The organism is Serratia sp. CY38905, assembly GCF_052168875.1.
Classification (GTDB): domain Bacteria; phylum Pseudomonadota; class Gammaproteobacteria; order Enterobacterales; family Enterobacteriaceae; genus Serratia; species Serratia sarumanii.
In genome coordinates, this window is sequence record NZ_JBJNLV010000001.1 from 976,027 (window position 1) to 994,769 (window position 18,743).

Below are 18,743 nucleotides of genomic sequence, written 5' to 3' on the forward strand. Positions count from 1 at the left end.
CTATGGTTAGACACTATCGATTGCCGAGCCCCGGCCCGCGGCAATATAATGATTTTCGTTATCATTGAAATGTCAGATTATTAAGGAGTTAAGCTATGGCTGTAACTAAGCTGGTTCTGGTGCGTCACGGCGAAAGCCAGTGGAACCAAGAAAACCGCTTCACCGGTTGGTACGATGTTGATCTGTCCGACAAGGGCCGCACCGAAGCGAAAGCAGCAGGCAAGCTGTTGAAAGAGGAAGGTTTCACTTTCGACTTCGCTTACACCTCCGTACTGAAGCGCGCGATCCACACCCTGTGGAACATCCTCGACGAGCTGGATCAGGCCTGGTTGCCGACCGAAAAATCCTGGAAGCTGAACGAACGTCACTACGGCGCGCTGCAGGGTCTGAACAAAGCGGAAACCGCTGAAAAATACGGCGACGAGCAGGTGAAACAATGGCGTCGCGGCTTCGCGGTGACCCCACCTGAACTGACCAAAGAAGACGAACGTTACCCTGGCCACGATCCGCGCTACGCTTCGCTGACCGAGCAAGAGCTGCCGCTGACCGAAAGCCTGGCGCTGACCATCGATCGCGTTATTCCTTACTGGGACGAAGAGATCCTGCCACGCATCAAGAGCGGCGAGCGCGTGATCGTTGCGGCGCACGGCAACTCGCTGCGCGCGCTGGTGAAATACCTGGATAACCTGAGCGAAGACGAAATCCTCGAGCTGAACATCCCAACCGGCGTGCCGTTGGTGTATGAGTTCGACGAGAACTTCAAGCCAATCAAACGTTACTACCTGGGTAACGCCGACGAGATCGCTGCAAAAGCGGCCGCCGTGGCAAACCAGGGTAAAGCGAAGTAATTTCGCCCGTTAACGAAAAAGCCCCCGGTGAAAACCGGGGGCTTTTTTATTACTGCTGCGCCATCGCCTCGTTCACCGCGTCCAGCCGTTCCTGCATCGCCGGATGGGTACTGAGCCAGGCCGGCAACGCCCAGTCATCGGCCTTTTCGCGTTCAGGCGCCTGCGCCAACGCGCGGTAGATCGCCGCCATTTGCGCCAGCGAACGCCCCTGGCGCTGCATTTCCGCTATCGCAAACGCATCCGCCTCGCGCTCCATGCCGCGAGAAAACTGCATCTCATTCACGAAGGACGCGGACTGCAGCAGCGTGTCGCCGATGCCGCTGACGTCACCCGTCATCCACATCAGCGTCAAGGCCACCAGCGACGAACGCACCAGCATGCGCATCGGATGGCGATAAGCGTGATGCCCCATCTCATGCAGCATCACCGCCGCCAGCCCATCGTCGTTTTTCGACAAGGCGACCAGCCCATCGCTGAGCACCAGCGTGCCGTCCGGCAACATAAAGGCGTTCGGCGCACCGGGCGCCGCCATCAGCTTCAACGACAGCGGCGTGCGCTCCTGGCGCATCTCGGCCGGCATCACCAGCCGGAACAGCTGCTGCAACGCCTGCTGCCGCTCGGCCGGCAATGCGGAGGGTTCAAAGCCGCTTTGGCTCAAAAACGTCTGCGTGTGTTCGCCCAGCGTCTGTTCCACCGAGGTAGGGATGCGCATGGCGATCTCGCTGCTCGCCCACGGCAGCACGACGTTAACGTAGGCCACGACCGCCAGCAGCGTCATCAGCAGCGCCACGGCGACGCCGCGTTTGTGGCGCTCCAGGCGATGCACCCACCCCGGCGAACGGCGCTGATAGAACCAGCGGCGGAAGGCCGCATCGTCATCCGGCACAAAGCGCGCGCCGTCCTTAAAGGTCAGCGTCAGCGGAATATTGCCCAGCGCCGCAGAGACGGTGATGTCCGCCAAGGGGATGTAACGTTGCTCATCCTGCCGCTGCAGCGTCACACCCTCGCCACTTTCGTTCACCAGCAGGCGAGCCGCCTCACGTGCGGCCCGCCCCGGCAACTGATAGGCGCCCTCGAGGATCATCGGCGCCTCAGAAGCTGCCGCCCAGATCCAGCGCCTGCACCGCTTCTTCGGCCACCGCGCTGTTGGCGGTTTCCTGATGCGCCGCGATGTCCAGCAACGCCAGATCGCCTTCAACCGCCGTGCACTCCGCCAGATAACGGGCGTGGCGCACCTCCGCCACCGGCACGGCGAAACCGAGCGAGAACAGCGTGATCAGGGTATTGGTGATCAACAGCCCCATATACGGCAGCGTTTGCATGGAAGAGCGCAGTTTAACGTTGCCGTTCAGCGTCGCCTGGTTAAACAGATAGTTGCGTTGGGCGACGACCTGATAGCTGCCGGCGATCAAGGCGCCAATCAGCAGCACCACCATCATCAGCAGCAGACTGCCAATATTTTCCAACACCAGCAAATCGGCGGTTTCATCCGTCAGCATGCCCATCAATACCATTTGGTACAGCGACAGAATGAACGACCCCATACACACCAGCGCCGCCAACATAAACGGCAGGAAAATGAGCAGGCCGATCAAGGCAAATTTGATAAAGGCCGACTTTTTCAGCTCGGCAATAAACGGCGTATTCCCGAAAAACAGGTTATTAACGTACAGATCGTGCTGCAGCGCGCTAATAATACCGTTGACGGCGGCGAATGCCGGCACGGCCAACAGCAGCGTCAACACCAACATCAGGCCGATGGCGTTGATGCTTTCAAAACCGCTGCCAATGCTGAGCAAAATGATTAAGGCGACATAAAGTCCGATAATCAGCAATAGCGGGCAGAACAGTAACGCCCAATAAGCGCGCCCGGTGCGGCAAACATAATTAAAACGCACGCCGCGATAGCTCGACATAATCGCATTGTAGCGCCAGCTGCGGATAACGATCCACGGCAGCAGGGCAAGCAACACCAGCAAAGCCAGCAGCCCCAGCAGTGGCGTTACCGCCAACAGGATATAAAATACGATGAGGCCGCCGATCACCAACAGCCGCCCTTTCAGAATTTGCAGCGGTTGCGCATGGTAATCGAAACGATCGCCGTCCAATTCCGTGTTGCCGTAAAAATAACGGCGGCGGCGCACCGTCGCCCAGGCGGAATAGATGCCCAGCGTCACGATGGTCAATAATGCGTTGACCAACCAAATCGCGAAGTACTCGCCGCCTTTCCCATGGAATTTAATCCGGTGCAGCCCCAGCGGCTGCGAGGTATTGCTTGTCATAATTCTTTCGTCCTGAAAGTAATAGGTCATACCACTCCCCGCTTATTCGTCATGCGGGGTTTGCGGAATAAAAAAGCGTCTTATATAAGCACAATGCCGCGAGCAGTGACAATTATTCTTTTATTAAATAGGAATAATGCGAAGGTGGCCGCTTAATGATTTCATTGGCCTATTAAGTGTAAGCCTTAAATTAGCGGGAGAGAGAAGTACAATGACAAGGATAAAACAAGGGCCCGCTGCCGGGCCCGTTTCATTTTTTGCGATTATCCGCGGCGCGCTTTCACCGCCGCCGCCAGATCGCGCAGCACGGTTTCGGTATCCTGCCAGCCGATGCAGCCGTCGGTCACGCTCTTGCCGTAAACCAGCGGTTCGCCGCTTTCGAGGTTCTGGTTGCCTTCCACCAGGTGGCTTTCGATCATCACGCCGATGATCGCTTTTTCACCGCCGCCAATTTGCCCGCAAACGTCAGCGCTCACGTCCATCTGCTTTTTGAACTGTTTGCTGCTGTTGGCATGGCTGAAGTCGATCATCACCTGCGCCGGCAGCCCGGCTTTGCTCAGGCCGGCTTTGACGTCCTTCACGTGCGCCGCGCTGTAGTTCGGCTCTTTGCCGCCGCGCAGGATAATGTGGCAATCGCCGTTGCCGCTGGTGTTAACGATCGCCGAGTGGCCCCATTTGGTCACCGACAGGAAGCAGTGCGGCGCGCCGGCGGCGTTGATGGCGTCGATCGCCACCTTGATGGTGCCGTCGGTGCCGTTCTTGAAGCCGACCGGGCAGGAAAGGCCGGAGGCCAGCTCGCGGTGCACCTGCGATTCCGTGGTGCGCGCGCCGATGGCGCCCCAGCTCATCAGATCCGCCAGGTACTGCGGCGTGATCATGTCGAGGAATTCGCCGGCGGCCGGCAGGCCGCTGTCGTTGATCTCCACCAGCAGCTTGCGCGCCAGGCGCAGACCGTCGTTGATGTTGAAGCTGTTGTCCATCTGCGGATCGTTGATCAGGCCTTTCCAGCCCACGGTGGTGCGCGGTTTTTCGAAGTATACGCGCATGACCACTTCCAGCTCGCCGCTCAGTTCTTCACGCAGCGCCAGCAGGCGCCCCGCGTACTCTTTGGCGGCTTTCGTATCGTGGATAGAGCAAGGGCCAATCACCACCAGCAGGCGATCGTCGCTGCCGCGGAGGATATTGTGAATTGCGCTGCGGGCCTGGGACACCGTCTTTGCTGCGCGTTCAGTGGCCGGGAATTTCTCCAGCAAAGCCACCGGCGGCAGGAGTTCCTTAATATCATTAATGCGTAAATCGTCGTTTTGGTAATTCATAGCTTTTCCATTCGGTATCGAGGGGTATTTCGCAGTGCGTAACGGTGTAGATCCCAACAATCTAGCCTGTGGGAATGGCGCTGTAAATCACCTTTGCCCCCCGCCGCTGGAACCGCCAAATTAACAGCAGATTGTGCTGTTTCATCAGGGGAGCGCAGAGCCTCCTTTTTCGCTATGCTAGCGATCGGAATATAAAGCGACCCGAGTTGAACATGCCCTCTCTGTTATTAGTTGATGACCACCCGGTGGTTCATGTCGCACTGGAAGCGGCGCTAATGAAATCATCCCGCCCCTACCGCCTCCAGGCGGCGCAGGACGACGTCCAGGCGCTGGCCCTGCTGGCCGAGGCCGCTTTCGGCCTGGTGATCCTGGATATCGGCCTGCCGCAGGTCGACGGGCTGCAGCTGTTGAAAAAAATCCGCCGCCGCTACCCGCAGCAGCCGATCCTGATCTATACCGCGCAGGAAGCCGAGGTCTATGCGCGCATGGCGCATGCCGCCGGCGCCAACGGTTTCGTCAACAAAGGCAGCTCGTTGGCAGAGTTGTTGCAGGCGATCGAGCAGGTGCTGGACGGTGAAACCCACTTCCCCGCCGCCGCGCTGGCCGAAGAGCCGCCGACGGCGGACGGCGGGCTGCTCACCCCCAAAGAGCTCGAGGTACTGGGCTTGTTGAGCCAGGGGCTGTCCAACCTGCAGATTGCCGATCGGCTGCACATCAGCAACAAGACCGTCAGCACCCACAAGAAGAACATCCAGCGCAAAACCGGCGCCGGCAACCTGCTGGAGCTGGTGGCGGTGTTTAAAGAGCTGGCGCCATGATGCGCCGCGCCCTGCTGTTGCTGTTCCTGTGGTGCGGTCTGGCGCAGGCGGCGGAGCCGGTGCGCTATCAGCTGGTCAGCAATCTGAATACCCCCGAGAATATGCTGATCGTCGGCGAGAAAAACCCCTGGCGCGACCGTACGCTGCGCGTCGGCATCGTCAGTGAGAACACCAGCCCGTACAACATCATCGTGGATGACGATCTGTATGGGCTGAATGCCGACTACCTCGGCTATATCCAGCAGGTGACCGGCATTCGCTTCGCCATTTACGGCTTTGCCGATCTGACGCAGCTGGAGCAGGCGCTGCACGACGGCAAGATCGATCTTCTGTACGGCATCCCGCAGAGTGAGGCGCTGCACGGCCTGGCGATCTCTCAGCCCTATTACGTCAGCAACCTGCGCGTATTGCGCGATCGCAGCAACGATCGGCCGGTGATGCTCAACTCCGCCAACGCCCGCGTCGCGATCGGCGCGCTGACCGACATGCAGTCCGGCGGCGCTCTGCAGGCGGTCGCGTCGCAGATCCAGCGCTACGACAACAATCTGCAGGCGGTCTACTCGCTGCTCAACGGCAGCAGCGACTACTTTATCGCCGACGAGGCCAGCGCCAGCTTTATCATCGATCAGCTGCAGCTCGGCCAGCTCTATCAGATTGAAAGCAACGAGAACCTGGGCAACCTGTCCTTCGTGTTCGCCGCCGACGACTCGCGGCTGATAGACACGCTGGACACCGCCATCGCCGACGCGCCGATGGAGCTGATGAACGCCCTGCAGGGCCGCTGGAGCAAGAAGATCCCCAGCTACCTCGACACCGGCAATGCCGATCTGACGACGATGGAGAAGAATTGGGTGGCGAGCCACCGCGTGGTTTACTACGCCGCCATCGAAAACAACTTCCCGTTCGCCTACCGCGGCTCCGACGGCCAGCCGCGCGGCTACGCCATCGACATTCTCAACATCATCGCGCAAAACACCGGGCTGCGTTTCGCGCCGCTGTGGGCGCGCAACGCCGAGCAGGCCGATCTGCTGGTGCAGTCCGGCCAGGCCAGCTTCCGCGCCGCCCTGCCGCTGGCGCGCGGCGTCAAGGCGCGCTACGGCGCCAGCATGCCGATCCACCGTTCGCTGTGGGGGGTTTACGTCGGCCAGCACGCCGACGGCATTTCCACCTGGAGCGATTTGGCCGGCAAGCGCATCGGCGTGCTGCAGGGCGATTTGGCGCAGGGGCTGGTGCCGGAACAGGAGCAAACCATCAGCTTCGCCGACAGCAAGTCGATGTACGACGCGCTGGCCAACGGCCAACTGGATGCGCTGGTGGATAACGTCATCTCCGCCAACTTTTTGGCGCTGTCGCGCTATTCCGGTGCCATCAAGCTGGCCTTCGCCGCCAACAACATTCCCTATCCGGTGGCCTTCGGCGTGCGCCGCGATCAACCTCTTCTGTTGGCGATCCTTGATAAGAACCTGATGCAGATCCCGGCGGACACCCTGCAATCGCTGCGCGACGAGTGGATCGTCGATCGCAGCAACCTGATCGACGCGGTGAACGACAACCGCATGCCGCCGCAGACCACCTGGCTGCTGGCGCTGCTGGCCGCCGCCACCGTGCTGCTGCTGGCGCTGACGCTGCGCCGTTTCATGCTGCAGCGCCGTGAAAAACGCGAACGCGAAGAACTCGAGCACGCGCGCCGCCGCGCCGAAGCGGAAAACCGCATGAAGAGCAAATTCCTCGCCACCGTCAGCCATGAGCTGCGCACGCCGATGCACGCCATCCTCGGCCTGCTGGAACTGGAGCTCAAACGCCAACCCGCGCCGGAAGGCCTGCCGGTGATATACAGCTCGGCCTCATCGCTGCTCAACCTGCTCAACGACCTGCAGGATCACGCGCGGCTGGAAACCGGTTCGCTGACGCTGGCGCCGAAACCGGTGGTGCTGCGCCCTTGGGTAGCGCGCATCGACGCCCTCTACCGGCCGCTGATCGGCGAGCGGCCGTTGACGCTGAGCGTGGTGGCGGATCCGGCATTGCCGGAGGCGGTAGTGATTGATGGTGAGCGTTTACTTCAGGTGGCTAACAACCTGATAAACAATGCGATAAAGTTTACGCCGCGCGGCGCCATTCAGGTCGAGATCGGCTGGCGCGCGCAGGATGAGCGGCAGGGGGAATTGCATCTGACGGTGAACGACAGCGGCTGCGGTATCGCCGCCGATGAAATAGACAAGCTGTTCCAACCGTTTTACCGCGCGCGCGGCGCGCAACGCATCTCGGTGCAGGGTACCGGTTTGGGGCTGTCGATCTGCAAAGAGATCGTCGAACAGATGGGCGGCCGCATCGAGCTGCACTCGCAGCCGGGCGTCGGCACCCGCGTCGAGGTCGCGATACCGGTCGAGCTGAGCGGCGCGGCGCCGGTTGCCGCCCCGGAGGAAAGCCCCTTTGTTCTGCCGTCTTCCGCCTTGCGTACCGCGCTGATCGACGATCACCCCACCAATCTGTTGCTGATGGAACGCCAGCTGCGCCACTTCGGGCTGCAACCCGCCCGCTTCGAACAAGGCTATGCGCTGTTGAAAGCCCAGCGCCGTCAACCGTTCGATCTGCTGTTTATCGACTATAACATGCCGCGCCCGGACGGCCTGACGCTGGCCAGGCTGATCCGCCGCGACGAACAGCGGCTGCAACGCCCGCCTTGCCGCATCGTGCTCTGTTCGGCAGACGTGCAGGAGTTTACCCGCATTCCTCCGGGGCTGGTAGCGATCGACCACTTCCTGACCAAACCGATTTCACTGGCGGCGATCGGCCAGGTATTGGCTCAGCAACCGCAGGTGCAGGAAGCAAAGTCAGTCCTTACTGACCTGCGACAAACGCTGGCCGAAATGGCGGGTGGCGATCGCGCCATGCTGCAGCGGCTGGCGCAGACGCTCGGCGATACGCTGCGGCAAGACCGGCAGCGGCTCGCGGACGCCGCCGCCGCGAACGACTGGCCGCGCCTGGAGCAGGCGGCGCACCGCATCAAGGGCAGCCTGCTGATGCTGCAACTGCCGGAAGCCGCGCAGCTGTGCCAGCAGCTGGTGGAAACCGCACGTCGGGGCGCGCTTGCCGCCGCCGCTTATACTAAATTAAAGGCGTTAGTGGCGCAGATAGTGCCGGAGCTGGACGCTCTGCTCGCCGCCGCCCCCACTTTGGCTATGCATAAGGATGAATAATGTCGGACACTCCACACGTACACCTGCCGAAAGACAGTAATAGTAAACGCCTACTGACCGCTTTTTTAGTCACCGCCGTCTTTATGGTGGCCGAGGTGGTCGGCGGCCTGTTGTCCGGCTCGTTGGCGCTGTTGGCCGACGCCGGCCACATGCTGACCGATGCCGCCGCGCTGCTGGTGGCGCTGATGGCGGTGCACTTCTCCCAGCGCAAGCCCAACGCGCGCCACACCTTCGGCTATCTGCGCCTGACCACCCTGGCGGCCTTCCTCAACGCCGCGGCGCTGCTGGTGATCGTGGTATTCATCCTGTGGGAGGCGATACGGCGTTTCTTCGAGCCGCAGCCGGTGATGGGTACCCCGATGCTGATCATCGCCGTAGCGGGGCTGCTGGCGAACCTGTTCGCCTTCTGGCTGCTGCATCGCGGCAGCGAAGAGAAAAATATCAACGTGCGCGCCGCTGCGCTGCATGTGCTGGGCGACCTGCTCGGCTCGGTGGGCGCCATCGTCGCCGCCATCGTCATTCTTGCCACCGGCTGGACGCCGATTGACCCGATCCTGTCGGTGCTAGTCTCCTGTCTGGTGCTGCGCAGCGCCTGGCGGCTGCTGAAGGAGAGTTTCCACGAGCTGCTGGAAGGCACGCCGCAGGAGGTCGATATCGCCAAGCTGCAAAAAGACCTGTGCCTGAATATCCCGGAAGTGCGCAACATCCATCACGTGCACGTCTGGCAGATCGGCGAACAGAAGCTGATGACGCTGCATGCGCAGGTGATCCCGCCGCATGACCACGATGGGCTGTTGCAACGCATTCAGGCTTATCTGTTGGAACACTACAAGATTGGCCACGTGACCATTCAGATGGAGTACCGGCACTGCGAGACACCGGACTGCGGTATCAACCGGGCGCCGGAGCCGAGTGAACACTCACATGCCGAAGCGCACTCCCATCTGGGACATCGTCACTAAGCCAAGAGGGCGCCATCACGGCGCCCTCTGCGTTGTTAAGGTGCGGAAGAGAGCGGGTTGGAACCATTGCGCCCGGCGCTCTTGATCCATAGCCAGGAGCCGTTCAGGGCGATCAGCGTCAGAATGACATACTCCAGCGCCATCGCGTACACCCCCTGGTAGGCGAAGATCGCCACGCTGATGACATCGATAACCACCCACAGCAGCCAGTTTTCCACGTACTTGCGCGTCATCAGAATCATCGCCACGATGGAGAGCACCATCATCGCCGAATCCCAGAACGGGAACGCGTCCGGCTGCAGCTCAGGCATCTGCACGTTCAGCCCCAGCCCTTGCATCACCGCCACCGCGATCTGCGTCAACCAGGCGAACACGCGGTCGATATTGAAGGTCATCAGGCCGATGCCGATGACGCAGACCGCCGCCCAGGCCAACGCTTTCGGCAGCGGCAGCCAGCGGATCTGCAGCTCAGCCTGATTATCCTGGGTCTGGCGGCTCCAGGCATACCAACCGTAAATGTTGGCGCCGAAGAAGAACAGCTGCAGCAGCAGGCTGGCGTACAGCTGGATCTGGAAGAAAATCACCGCGAACAGCGTGACGTTGATCAGGCCGAATAGGTAGTTGATGATTTTTTCCTTGCTGGCGTACCAGATGCACAGCAACCCGAACAGCGTGCCGATGGCTTCGATCCACGACAGATCGTAACCGCCCGCGCCAAGCGGAATGTGCACCAGAATATTGCTGGTACTGAAGAAGCTCATGAAGTCATCCTTTTAAACGGTTAAGCGTTGCCTTTAACCTGCATTTTAAGCTGAGCGGCGAAATCCAGCATGCGGTTCAGCGGCACCAGCGCCTTTTCACGCAGCGCGGCGTCCACGTGGATCTCATGCTGCGCGCCCCCCTGCTCCAGCCCTTCGGCAATCGCCTTCAGACCATTCATCGCCATCCACGGGCAGTGCGCGCAGCTGCGGCAGGTCGCCCCTTCTCCGGCGGTCGGCGCTTCAAACAGCTCCTTGTCCGGACAGGCCTGCTGCATCTTGTAAAAGATACCGCGATCGGTGGCGACGATCAGCTGTTGATGTGGCAATGTTTTCGCCGCCTGGATCAGTTGGCTGGTCGATCCCACCGCATCCGCCAATTCAACCACCGCCTGTGGCGATTCGGGATGCACCAGGATGGCCGCCTGCGGATAAAGCGCCTTCATGCGCCGCAGCGCCTGAGTCTTGAACTCGTCATGGACAATGCAGGCGCCTTGCCAGCACAGCACGTCGGCGCCGGTCTGCTTTTGCACGTAGCTGCCGAGATGGCGATCCGGCGCCCAGATGATCTTCTCGCCCAGGCTGTCCAGGTGTTCGATCAGCTCGACGGCGATGCTGGAAGTGACCACCCAGTCAGCGCGCGCTTTGACCGCCGCCGAGGTGTTCGCATAGACCACCACGGTACGATCGGGATGGCTGTCGCAAAACGCATGAAACTCCTCTTCAGGGCAGCCCAGATCCAGCGAACATTCGGCAAACAGCGTCGGCATCAGCACCTGTTTTTCCGGGCTGAGGATCTTGGCGGTTTCCCCCATGAAACGCACGCCGGCCACCAGCAGCGTGGAAGCCGGATGGGCGCTGCCGAAGCGCGCCATTTCCAGCGAATCCGCCACGCAGCCGCCGGTTTCTTCCGCCAGCGCCTGGATTTCCGGATCGGTATAATAGTGTGCGACCATCACCGCATTGCGCTGCTTGAGCAGGGTTTTGATCTTCTCGCGATAAAAGGCTTTTTCGGCTACGTCCAGCGGTACCGGTTTAGGCGGGAAGGGATACACCGCCGCATTGACATCAAACATTTCACTCATCGCTGCAATCTCATGCTAGGCTGGGCGCCTGCCGCGTGAATATCGCCTGCCGCAACGCCCTTCGTTTTATATACTAAACAAAATACCTAAATTTGCGCGAAAAGTCCGCTGATATTTTCATATTTGCGCATCCATTGTTTAATGAATTAAAAACACGGACGCTGGCCGTGCAGTTCACAGCGGATAATGGCCTGACGAGACCGTATAGCCCGTTCAGAGAACAGCGGGATGATGATCGGTGCAGTGTTGAAACGAGAAAGCACGAATGTAGATTACGGTGCTGCAGATGCGAAAAAAGCGCCAAAAGGCGCTTTTTCCTGAATTGGTGGGTCGTGCAGGATTGATTCGGCCTGTGGCCTCACCCTGCGGGCAACGCTGCGCGTTGTCGTATCGCTGCGCGATGCTCGAACCTGAGCGCAGGCTCTCACCCGCACGACTCGGTGAACTCTGTTGGCAAGAGGATAAAGTCAGGTTTGGGTGTTACAGAAACGAAAAAAGCGCCAAAAGGCGCTTTTTTCTGAATTGGTGGGTCGTGCAGGATTCGAACCTGCGACCAATTGATTAAAAGTCAACTGCTCTACCAACTGAGCTAACGACCCGCAGTGTGGTGGGTGATGACGGGCTCGAACCGCCGACCCCCTCCGTGTAAAGGAGATGCTCTACCAACTGAGCTAATCACCCACTGCTGTGGTACTGCTATTTTTCACTCTCAAAGAGTGGTGGGCCGTGCAGGATAACTCGGCCTTTGGCCTCGCCCTTCGGGCCATCACCGGAGTGATGTTGTCTCGCTTTGCGAGACTCGAACCTTTACGGCTATCCGTCTATTTCATAGACGGCCCCTTCGGGCCAGCGCAAGCGCTGTTCAAAAGCGTAAACGCTTTTGTCTCATCCTGACGATTTAACACCTTGCTCTATTAAAGAGTGGTGGGTCGTGCAGGATTCGAACCTGCGACCAATTGATTAAAAGTCAACTGCTCTACCAACTGAGCTAACGACCCACTGATGTGGTTTACTGCTGATGGCGAATGGGTTACTGAAACCAACTCGCGGAAAACAAGGATGGGGATGTTCAGGACAACTCGACGGGTACTCGACTCGGACCTTTACTTTGCCACATCAAACCGATTCTGAAGCTGTCATTCTTTCTTAAAGAATGGTGGGTCGTGCAGGATAACTCGGCCTTTGGCCTCACCCTTGCGGGCCATCACCGGAGTGATGTTGTCTCGCTACGCGAGACTCGAACCTTTACGGTTCTCATCCTTTACGATTCTCTATCACAGCCATTCTTAAAGAATGGTGGGTCGTGCAGGATTCGAACCTGCGACCAATTGATTAAAAGTCAACTGCTCTACCAACTGAGCTAACGACCCATAACAGTGGTGGGTGATGACGGGCTCGAACCGCCGACCCCCTCCGTGTAAAGGAGATGCTCTACCAACTGAGCTAATCACCCACTGTTGTGGTTACTGCTACTTCAGAAATTGGTGGGTCGTGCAGGATTCGAACCTGCGACCAATTGATTAAAAGTCAACTGCTCTACCAACTGAGCTAACGACCCAATTTCCCTGCCGCTTTAACATCTTGCAAGATGTCTTGGCAACGGCGGCATATATTACTAATTTATCTTGGCAGCGCAACCTAAATTTTTTACCGATGCGTTCAACTGCTTGTTCTTCACGCGAATGAGCCCAGAAATCGGTCAAATCGACTAACTTCTGGGCTCATTTTTCTGACTGTTAACCGCCTACGCGACTTTTCGCCTGTTTGGCCGCCGCACTGGTTGGGTACTGTTTAATCACCTGCTGGAACACGGCTTTGGCTTTATCGGCCTGCCCTTTCTCCTGCATGATGATACCCACCTTGTACATGGCGTCCGGCGCCTTCGGTGATTTAGCGTAATTCTTCACCACCACCGCAAAATAGTAGGCCGCGTCGTCTTTTTTACCCTTGTTGTAGAACAACTGGCCCAGCCAATAGTTGGCGTTGGGCTGGTAAGTAGACTTCGGGTACTGTTTTACGAAGGACTGAAAGGCGGAAATCGCCTGGTCATACTGTTTTTTTTCCAGTGCCAGAGAAACAGCGGCGTTGTAGTCGCTGTTCTCATCACCGCCGCTCGGCGTGGCGGAGGCGGCTGCGGGAGCGCTGCCGCCCGCATCGGAAGATGCGCCTGCGGCTGCCCCGCCGGCAGCGCCCGCGGCCGCAGAGGCGCTCTGAGCGCCGCCCTGGCTGAGGCTATCCATCTGCTGATAGATTTGCTTCTGGCGTTCAACCACCTGATTCAACTGATACTGGCTTTCCTGGATTTGCCCACGGAGAGAATCAATGTCGCGTTGGTTATCAGAGAGTTGTTGCTGGAGTTGATTTAAAAGCTGGCCTTGAGCATTGCTGATGCGCTCAAGCGAGGTGACGCGGTCTTCGACCGAGCCGGAGCCGACATTACTGATTGGCGCTTGGGCAGTAGCGGCCCAGGGGGCCGCTACGCCAACCAGTAACGACAGACTCAACAGGTGACGTCTGAAGTTACTGTTCATGCGATTCTCTTAGTAAACCAGAACGGCACGACGGTTTTTAGCATAAGCCGCTTCGTCGTGGCCCAGTACTGCTGGTTTTTCTTTACCGTAAGAAACGATAGAGATCTGGTCAGCGGAAACGCCTTTACCCTGCAGGTACATTTTAACGGCGTTAGCACGGCGCTCACCCAGAGCGATGTTGTATTCCGGCGTGCCGCGTTCGTCAGCGTGGCCTTCAACGGTCACTTTGTAAGACGGGTTGTTACGCAGGAATGCAGCGTGCGCGTCCAGCATCTGAGCGAATTCGGAGCTTACGTCATACTTGTCCAGGCCGAAGTAAACGATGTTGTTCTTCTGCAGTTCTTGCATCTGCAGACGAGCTTGTTCTTCGGAAGACAGGTTGCTGCTGCCGTTTTCCATACCAGTGCCAGCGCCCATACCAGATTGGTCGTTGTTTGCGCTTTTGTTAGAACTACAAGCTGCTACAGCCAGAACTGGCAGTGCCAGCAGAAGCCCTTTCAGCACTTTGTTCAGTTGCATTTCTTTGATCCTTTTATAGTTTGCCATACATATTTACACATGCATCACAGATACGGCGACCAGGCAGGGAATTTGACCTGTCCATCAGTTGCCGGAAGACGCGCTTTGAAACGCCCATCAGTTGACACCAACTGCAGCACGGAGCCCATACCTTGCGTGGAGCTATAGATCACCATGGTGCCGTTTGGCGCAATACTAGGCGTTTCATCGAGGAAGGTACCGGTCAAAACCTGAACGGCGCCCGATCCAAGATCTTGTTTGGCGATGTGTTGCGCACCACTGTTGGTGCTGACCATCACCAGGAATTTACCGTCGGAGCTGACTTCAGAATCCTGGTTCTGAGAGCCTTCCCACGTCAGGCGCTGTGCGGCACCGCCGCTGGCGCTGATTTTATAAATCTGCGGACGCCCGCCCTGGTCGGAGGTAAACGCCAGAGACTGGCCATCCGGGAACCAGGTCGGTTCGGTGTTGTTGTTGCGGCCATCGGTCAACTGCGTGATCTGGCCGGAGCCGAGGTTCATCACGTACAGGTTCAGGCTGCCGCTCTTGGACAGCGCGAAGGCCAGTTTGCTGCCGTCCGGCGAGAACGCCGGCGCACCGTTGTGGCGCGGGAACGAGGCGATCTGGCGGATGGCGCCGTTAGCCAGAGTCTGCACCACCAGCGCGGAACGGCCGCTCTCGAAGGTCACGTAAGCCAGTTTGCTGCCGTCCGGCGACCAGGCCGGGGACATCAGCGGCTCAGGCGAACGGTGCACCGTAAACTGGTTGTAACCGTCGTAATCCGCTACGCGCAGCTCATACGGGAATTTCCCGCCGTTGGTCTGCACGACGTAGGCGATACGGGTACGGAACGCGCCCTTGATGCCGGTCAGCTTCTCGAACACTTCGTCGCTGGCGGTATGGGCAGAATAACGCAACCACTGTTTGGTCACTTTATACTGATTCTGCGCCAATACGGTGCCCGGCGAACCCGAGGTGTCCACCAGCTGGTAGGAGATCAGGTAGCTACCGTCGGCGCCAGGTTGAACCTGGCCGACAACCACGGCGTCGATGCCCAGCGCAGTCCAGGCCGCCGGGGTCACTTCAGACGCGGAGGTCGGTTGCTGCGGCATGCGCGCCACGTCGATCGGGTTGAATTTACCGCTGTTGCGCAGATCCGCGCCGACAATCTTGCCGATATCTTCCGGCGGCGTGCCTGGGCCCGCCCATTTAAACGGCACCACGCCAATCGGACGAGCGGAGTCGACCCCTTGGGTGATTTCAATGCGAACTTCCGCGTGCAGCACGGACGCCCACAGAATTAAAAAACCTAGCGCTACTCGAAATGCCTGCTTCATCTCATCTCCCTTATCCAGGCGGGATGCCTGCGATAAATTAGCAGAATTTTAACAAACCAACTTACGTAAAACTACATAATCCCTGTTGGTTACCTTAGTACATCCCTGTGATATCACTCACTCAATCAACCTTTATTGTGGCTTGAATACAAGGGTCGAATTCTTAAAGTGCTGATACACGGCGTCACTTGGCGGTTTAGGAATCTTCGCCTGATTCGCTGCGGCTACCGCCGCCTGGCACAGAGCCGGATCGCCACCCACCGCCTTCACATCAATTAAAAAGCCATCAGGCCCCAGCCTAATGTGTAGATCACAAGTTTTACCGACGAACGAACTGGCATCATAGAACTTATTCTGAATCGCTGTGCGAATCTGTGCTTGATAACCGCTGATATCCGCCCCGCTGGCCCCAGCCGTTTTGGCATTGCCCTGCCCGGCCGGTTTACCGTCGCCCTTCGATTTGGCACCGCCGCCTTTCGGCGCGTTCTTGCCGTCCGCCAGGCCACCAAACAGATCGTTGACCTCCTCCGATTGCTTCGCAGCCTCAGCGGCGGCCTTCTTCTTGGCGTCCGCGGCGGCTTTCTTGGCGGCAGCGGCTTTCTCGGCTGCAGCTTTCTTCTCGGCTTCCGCTGCAGCTTTCTTCTCGGCTTCCGCTGCGGCTTTTTTCTCGGCTTCAGCGGCCGCTTTCTTCTCCGCAGCTTCTGCGGCTTTTTGCTCTGCGGCGGCGGCCGCGGCTTTCTTCGCCTCTTCCGCCTGTTTCTTGGCGGCGGCAGCGGCGGCCGCTTCCTTCTTGGCTTCCGCTTCGGCTTTCTTCTGCGCGTCCGCCTGCGCTTTGGCTATCTTGTCCGCTTCAGCCTTCGCCTTCGCGGCGGCGGCCTCGGCGACCTTCTGTTGCTCTTTGGCCTTGGCTGCGGCGGCTTCCGCCGCTTTTTGTTGCTCGGCGGCCTGTTTCTGCTGCTCCGCCGCCTTCTGCTGTTGCTCAGCCTGCGCTTTGGCGTCCTGCGCGGCTTTCTCCTGCGCCGCCAAACGCTCTTTCTCCAGCTCTTTCAGGCGCTGCTGTTGCTCCGCCTGCTTCTGCTGAAGCTCTTCGGCCTGTTGCTCCGCCTTTTTCTGGCGCTGCTTTTCGGCACGCTGCGCATCGTTGCTCTGCTGCTGCTGGCGATTGTACTGCTCCACCACCGCGCCGGGATCGACCATCACCGCGCCCACCACGGTGCCATCACCGCCACCGCCGGCGCCCATGTCGACATTTTCCTGCAGCGATCCCCAAATCAGCAGGGCAATCAGTATGAAGTGCAGAACGACCGAAACAATAACGGCGCGGTTCAGCTTATCGTTTTGCTCAGTTGCCTTTACCAAAATAGATTCCCAAAAACTGGTGTTGCTTATACGGGGTTCCTGGGCCGCAGCGCAGGAACCGGGTTGCCGTTCGCCTTACGGTCAGATTGGCTGGGTCATCAGCCCCACGGAAGCCACGCCCGCCTGATGGAGAATATTCAATGCCTTGATAATCTCATCGTAAGGGACTTCCTTCGCACCGCCGATCAAAAAGACCGTTTTCGGGTTAGCCGCCAAACGCGACTTGGCTTCGGCCGCGACTTGCTCAGGCGGCAACAGCTCCATACGGTTGTGATCCACCACCAGGGTGTATTGACCTACGCCGGAAACCTCAAGGATCACCGGCGGATTGTCATCGCTGGACACCGTTTTGGAATCGGTGGCGTCCGGCAGGTCAACCTCCACGCTCTGCGTGATGATTGGCGCGGTTGCCATAAAGATCAGCAGCAGCACCAGCAACACGTCGAGCAGCGGAACGATGTTAATTTCGGACTTCAGCTCGCGCCGACTACGTCCACGTACTCTCGCCATGCTACCTCCTACTTATTTGCTGTCGCTGGAGAAGGCCTGACGATGCAGAATAGCGGTGAACTCTTCCATAAAGTTGTCGTAATTCTGCTCAAGCTTGTTGACGCGCTGGTTGAGACGGTTGTAGGCCATGACCGCCGGGATGGCGGCAAACAGACCGATCGCGGTGGCGATCAGCGCTTCGGCGATACCCGGCGCCACCATCTGCAGCGTGGCTTGCTTCACCGCGCCCAGCGCGATAAAGGCGTGCATGATCCCCCACACGGTGCCGAACAGGCCGATGTACGGGCTGATCGAACCGACGGTGCCGAGGAACGGAATATGGGTTTCCAGCGTTTCCAGCTCGCGATTCATCGAAATGCGCATCGCGCGCGACGCCCCTTCGATCACCGACTCCGGCGCATGGTTGTTGGCGCGGTGCAGGCGGGCGAACTCTTTGAAGCCGGAATGGAAGATCTGTTCGGAACCGGTCAGGCTATCGCGACGCGCCTGACTTTCCTGGTACAGACGGGAAAGCTCGATACCGGACCAGAATTTGTCTTCAAAGGCTTCGGCGTCACGCGTCGCCGCATTGAGGATGCGGGTGCGCTGAATGATGATCGCCCAGGAGGCTACCGAGAAGCATATCAAAATCAACATGATAAGCTTAACCAGCAGGCTCGCCTTCAAGAATAAATCTAGGATGTTCATGTCAGTCACTGCTTAAACTCCGCGACAATAGACTTAGGAAGCGCTCTCGGCTTCATTTGGTGTGGATCAATACAGGCAATCAGGACATCTGCCTGGCTCAGTAGGGCCCCGTCAGAATTGACAATGCGTTGAGCAAACGTGAGAGAAGCCCCGCGCAGACAGGTGATTTCACTCTGCACCTCCAGTTGCTCGTCGAGACGAGCCGGAGCCAGATAATCCACCGTCATGCGCCGGACGACAAAAGCGACTTGTTCACTGAGCAGCTGCTGTTGATGAAAGTTGTGCTGACGCAGCATCTCTGTGCGCGCTCTTTCAAAAAAGGCGACGTAGCGGGCGTGATAGACCACACCACTGGCATCGGTATCCTCGTAGTAAACGCGAACCGGCCATCGAAACAACGTATTACTCACTCTACTTCCCAGCAATGCAATTTAACGCTGCTACTATACGCAAGACGGATCGGGTTGGGAATGGGTTACAAGATGGGAATGAAAATAATTATGGGCCGTGAGGGCCCATAACATGGGGACATCG

Annotated in this window: 16 protein-coding genes, 6 tRNA genes and 3 other RNA genes; 4 read left to right on the forward strand and 21 right to left on the reverse strand. The window is 58.6% G+C overall.

Annotated elements, in window-relative coordinates; all coding sequences use genetic code 11:
* Nucleotides 1-95: 95 nt before the first annotated feature.
* The gene (gene gpmA / locus ACJ8MK_RS04935; RefSeq protein ID WP_033647147.1) at nucleotides 96-848 is read left to right on the forward strand and encodes a 2,3-diphosphoglycerate-dependent phosphoglycerate mutase; all 753 of its coding nucleotides are present in this window, start codon (nucleotides 96-98) and stop codon (nucleotides 846-848) included.
* 49 nt (nucleotides 849-897) lie between these two features.
* Here the strand turns inward: gpmA and ACJ8MK_RS04940 are convergent, their stop codons facing one another.
* The 3 genes from ACJ8MK_RS04940 to aroG form a co-directional block, all read right to left on the reverse strand.
* Nucleotides 898-1,932 carry a M48 family metallopeptidase gene (locus ACJ8MK_RS04940; protein ID WP_442517564.1) on the reverse strand — a complete coding sequence of 345 codons (1,035 nt, stop codon included), beginning with the start codon at nucleotides 1,930-1,932 and terminating at the stop codon, nucleotides 898-900.
* Nucleotides 1,933-1,939: 7 nt separating this feature from the next.
* Nucleotides 1,940-3,130, reverse strand: a complete 1,191-nt coding sequence (locus ACJ8MK_RS04945; protein WP_033647495.1) for a YjgN family protein — start codon at nucleotides 3,128-3,130, stop codon at nucleotides 1,940-1,942.
* A gap of 263 nt (nucleotides 3,131-3,393) precedes the next feature.
* Nucleotides 3,394-4,446, reverse strand: coding sequence for a 3-deoxy-7-phosphoheptulonate synthase AroG (gene aroG, locus ACJ8MK_RS04950; protein ID WP_060387392.1), 1,053 nt, complete (start codon nucleotides 4,444-4,446; stop codon nucleotides 3,394-3,396).
* 212 nt (nucleotides 4,447-4,658) lie between these two features.
* On the opposite strand from aroG, the gene ACJ8MK_RS04955 reads away from it, so the two are divergent.
* The 3 genes from ACJ8MK_RS04955 to zitB are packed head-to-tail and all read left to right on the forward strand — an operon-like array spanning nucleotide 4,659 to nucleotide 9,423.
* Entirely contained in the window at nucleotides 4,659-5,264 is a 606-nt protein-coding gene (locus tag ACJ8MK_RS04955; RefSeq protein WP_074026693.1) for a response regulator, read from the forward strand.
* Nucleotides 5,261-8,461, forward strand: coding sequence for an ATP-binding protein (locus ACJ8MK_RS04960; protein ID WP_442517565.1), 3,201 nt, complete (start codon nucleotides 5,261-5,263; stop codon nucleotides 8,459-8,461). The genes ACJ8MK_RS04955 and ACJ8MK_RS04960 overlap by 4 nt, the downstream gene beginning before the upstream one ends.
* A complete protein-coding gene (zitB, locus tag ACJ8MK_RS04965; protein WP_033637476.1) occupies nucleotides 8,461-9,423 on the forward strand; it encodes a CDF family zinc transporter ZitB in 963 nt (320 codons plus the stop codon). The genes ACJ8MK_RS04960 and zitB overlap by 1 nt, the downstream gene beginning before the upstream one ends.
* Nucleotides 9,424-9,458: 35 nt before the next feature.
* Here zitB and pnuC read toward each other — a convergent pair whose 3' ends face one another.
* The 18 genes from pnuC to ybgC form a co-directional block, all read right to left on the reverse strand.
* Nucleotides 9,459-10,184 (reverse strand): nicotinamide riboside transporter PnuC, encoded by a 726-nt coding sequence (gene pnuC, locus ACJ8MK_RS04970; RefSeq protein WP_033637475.1) that lies wholly within the window; start codon nucleotides 10,182-10,184, stop codon nucleotides 9,459-9,461.
* 20 nt (nucleotides 10,185-10,204) lie between these two features.
* Nucleotides 10,205-11,266 carry a quinolinate synthase NadA gene (gene nadA / locus ACJ8MK_RS04975; protein WP_015376982.1) on the reverse strand — a complete coding sequence of 354 codons (1,062 nt, stop codon included), beginning with the start codon at nucleotides 11,264-11,266 and terminating at the stop codon, nucleotides 10,205-10,207.
* Nucleotides 11,267-11,589: 323 nt separating this feature from the next.
* Nucleotides 11,590-11,714: non-coding RNA, RtT sRNA (locus tag ACJ8MK_RS04980), on the reverse strand.
* Nucleotides 11,715-11,789: 75 nt separating this feature from the next.
* A tRNA-Lys gene (locus tag ACJ8MK_RS04985) sits at nucleotides 11,790-11,865 on the reverse strand.
* Nucleotides 11,866-11,871: 6 nt separating this feature from the next.
* Nucleotides 11,872-11,947, reverse strand: a tRNA-Val gene (locus ACJ8MK_RS04990).
* Nucleotides 11,948-11,983: 36 nt separating this feature from the next.
* Nucleotides 11,984-12,119, reverse strand: a non-coding RNA gene (locus ACJ8MK_RS04995) — RtT sRNA.
* Between the two features lie 69 nt (nucleotides 12,120-12,188).
* A tRNA-Lys gene (locus tag ACJ8MK_RS05000) sits at nucleotides 12,189-12,264 on the reverse strand.
* Nucleotides 12,265-12,420: 156 nt separating this feature from the next.
* A non-coding RNA gene (locus tag ACJ8MK_RS05005) (RtT sRNA) lies at nucleotides 12,421-12,545 on the reverse strand.
* Between the two features lie 15 nt (nucleotides 12,546-12,560).
* Nucleotides 12,561-12,636 (reverse strand) — tRNA-Lys (locus ACJ8MK_RS05010).
* 7 nt (nucleotides 12,637-12,643) lie between these two features.
* A tRNA-Val gene (locus tag ACJ8MK_RS05015) sits at nucleotides 12,644-12,719 on the reverse strand.
* A gap of 29 nt (nucleotides 12,720-12,748) precedes the next feature.
* Nucleotides 12,749-12,824, reverse strand: a tRNA-Lys gene (locus ACJ8MK_RS05020).
* Between the two features lie 178 nt (nucleotides 12,825-13,002).
* The gene (gene cpoB / locus ACJ8MK_RS05025) at nucleotides 13,003-13,797 is read right to left on the reverse strand and encodes a cell division protein CpoB (RefSeq protein WP_033647153.1); all 795 of its coding nucleotides are present in this window, start codon (nucleotides 13,795-13,797) and stop codon (nucleotides 13,003-13,005) included.
* 9 nt (nucleotides 13,798-13,806) lie between these two features.
* Nucleotides 13,807-14,316 (reverse strand): peptidoglycan-associated lipoprotein Pal, encoded by a 510-nt coding sequence (pal, locus tag ACJ8MK_RS05030; protein ID WP_025160033.1) that lies wholly within the window; start codon nucleotides 14,314-14,316, stop codon nucleotides 13,807-13,809.
* 44 nt (nucleotides 14,317-14,360) lie between these two features.
* Complete coding sequence (gene tolB, locus ACJ8MK_RS05035; protein WP_004939856.1) at nucleotides 14,361-15,653, reverse strand: Tol-Pal system beta propeller repeat protein TolB; 1,293 nt, start codon at nucleotides 15,651-15,653, stop codon at nucleotides 14,361-14,363.
* 132 nt (nucleotides 15,654-15,785) lie between these two features.
* A complete protein-coding gene (gene tolA, locus ACJ8MK_RS05040) occupies nucleotides 15,786-17,012 on the reverse strand; it encodes a cell envelope integrity protein TolA (protein ID WP_442517566.1) in 1,227 nt (408 codons plus the stop codon).
* A gap of 81 nt (nucleotides 17,013-17,093) precedes the next feature.
* Nucleotides 17,094-17,522 carry a colicin uptake protein TolR gene (gene tolR / locus ACJ8MK_RS05045; RefSeq protein ID WP_004939859.1) on the reverse strand — a complete coding sequence of 143 codons (429 nt, stop codon included), beginning with the start codon at nucleotides 17,520-17,522 and terminating at the stop codon, nucleotides 17,094-17,096.
* 12 nt (nucleotides 17,523-17,534) lie between these two features.
* Complete coding sequence (gene tolQ, locus ACJ8MK_RS05050; protein ID WP_004939862.1) at nucleotides 17,535-18,218, reverse strand: Tol-Pal system protein TolQ; 684 nt, start codon at nucleotides 18,216-18,218, stop codon at nucleotides 17,535-17,537.
* Entirely contained in the window at nucleotides 18,215-18,619 is a 405-nt protein-coding gene (gene ybgC / locus ACJ8MK_RS05055; protein WP_025160034.1) for a tol-pal system-associated acyl-CoA thioesterase, read from the reverse strand. The genes tolQ and ybgC overlap by 4 nt, the downstream gene beginning before the upstream one ends.
* Nucleotides 18,620-18,743 lie beyond the last annotated feature (124 nt).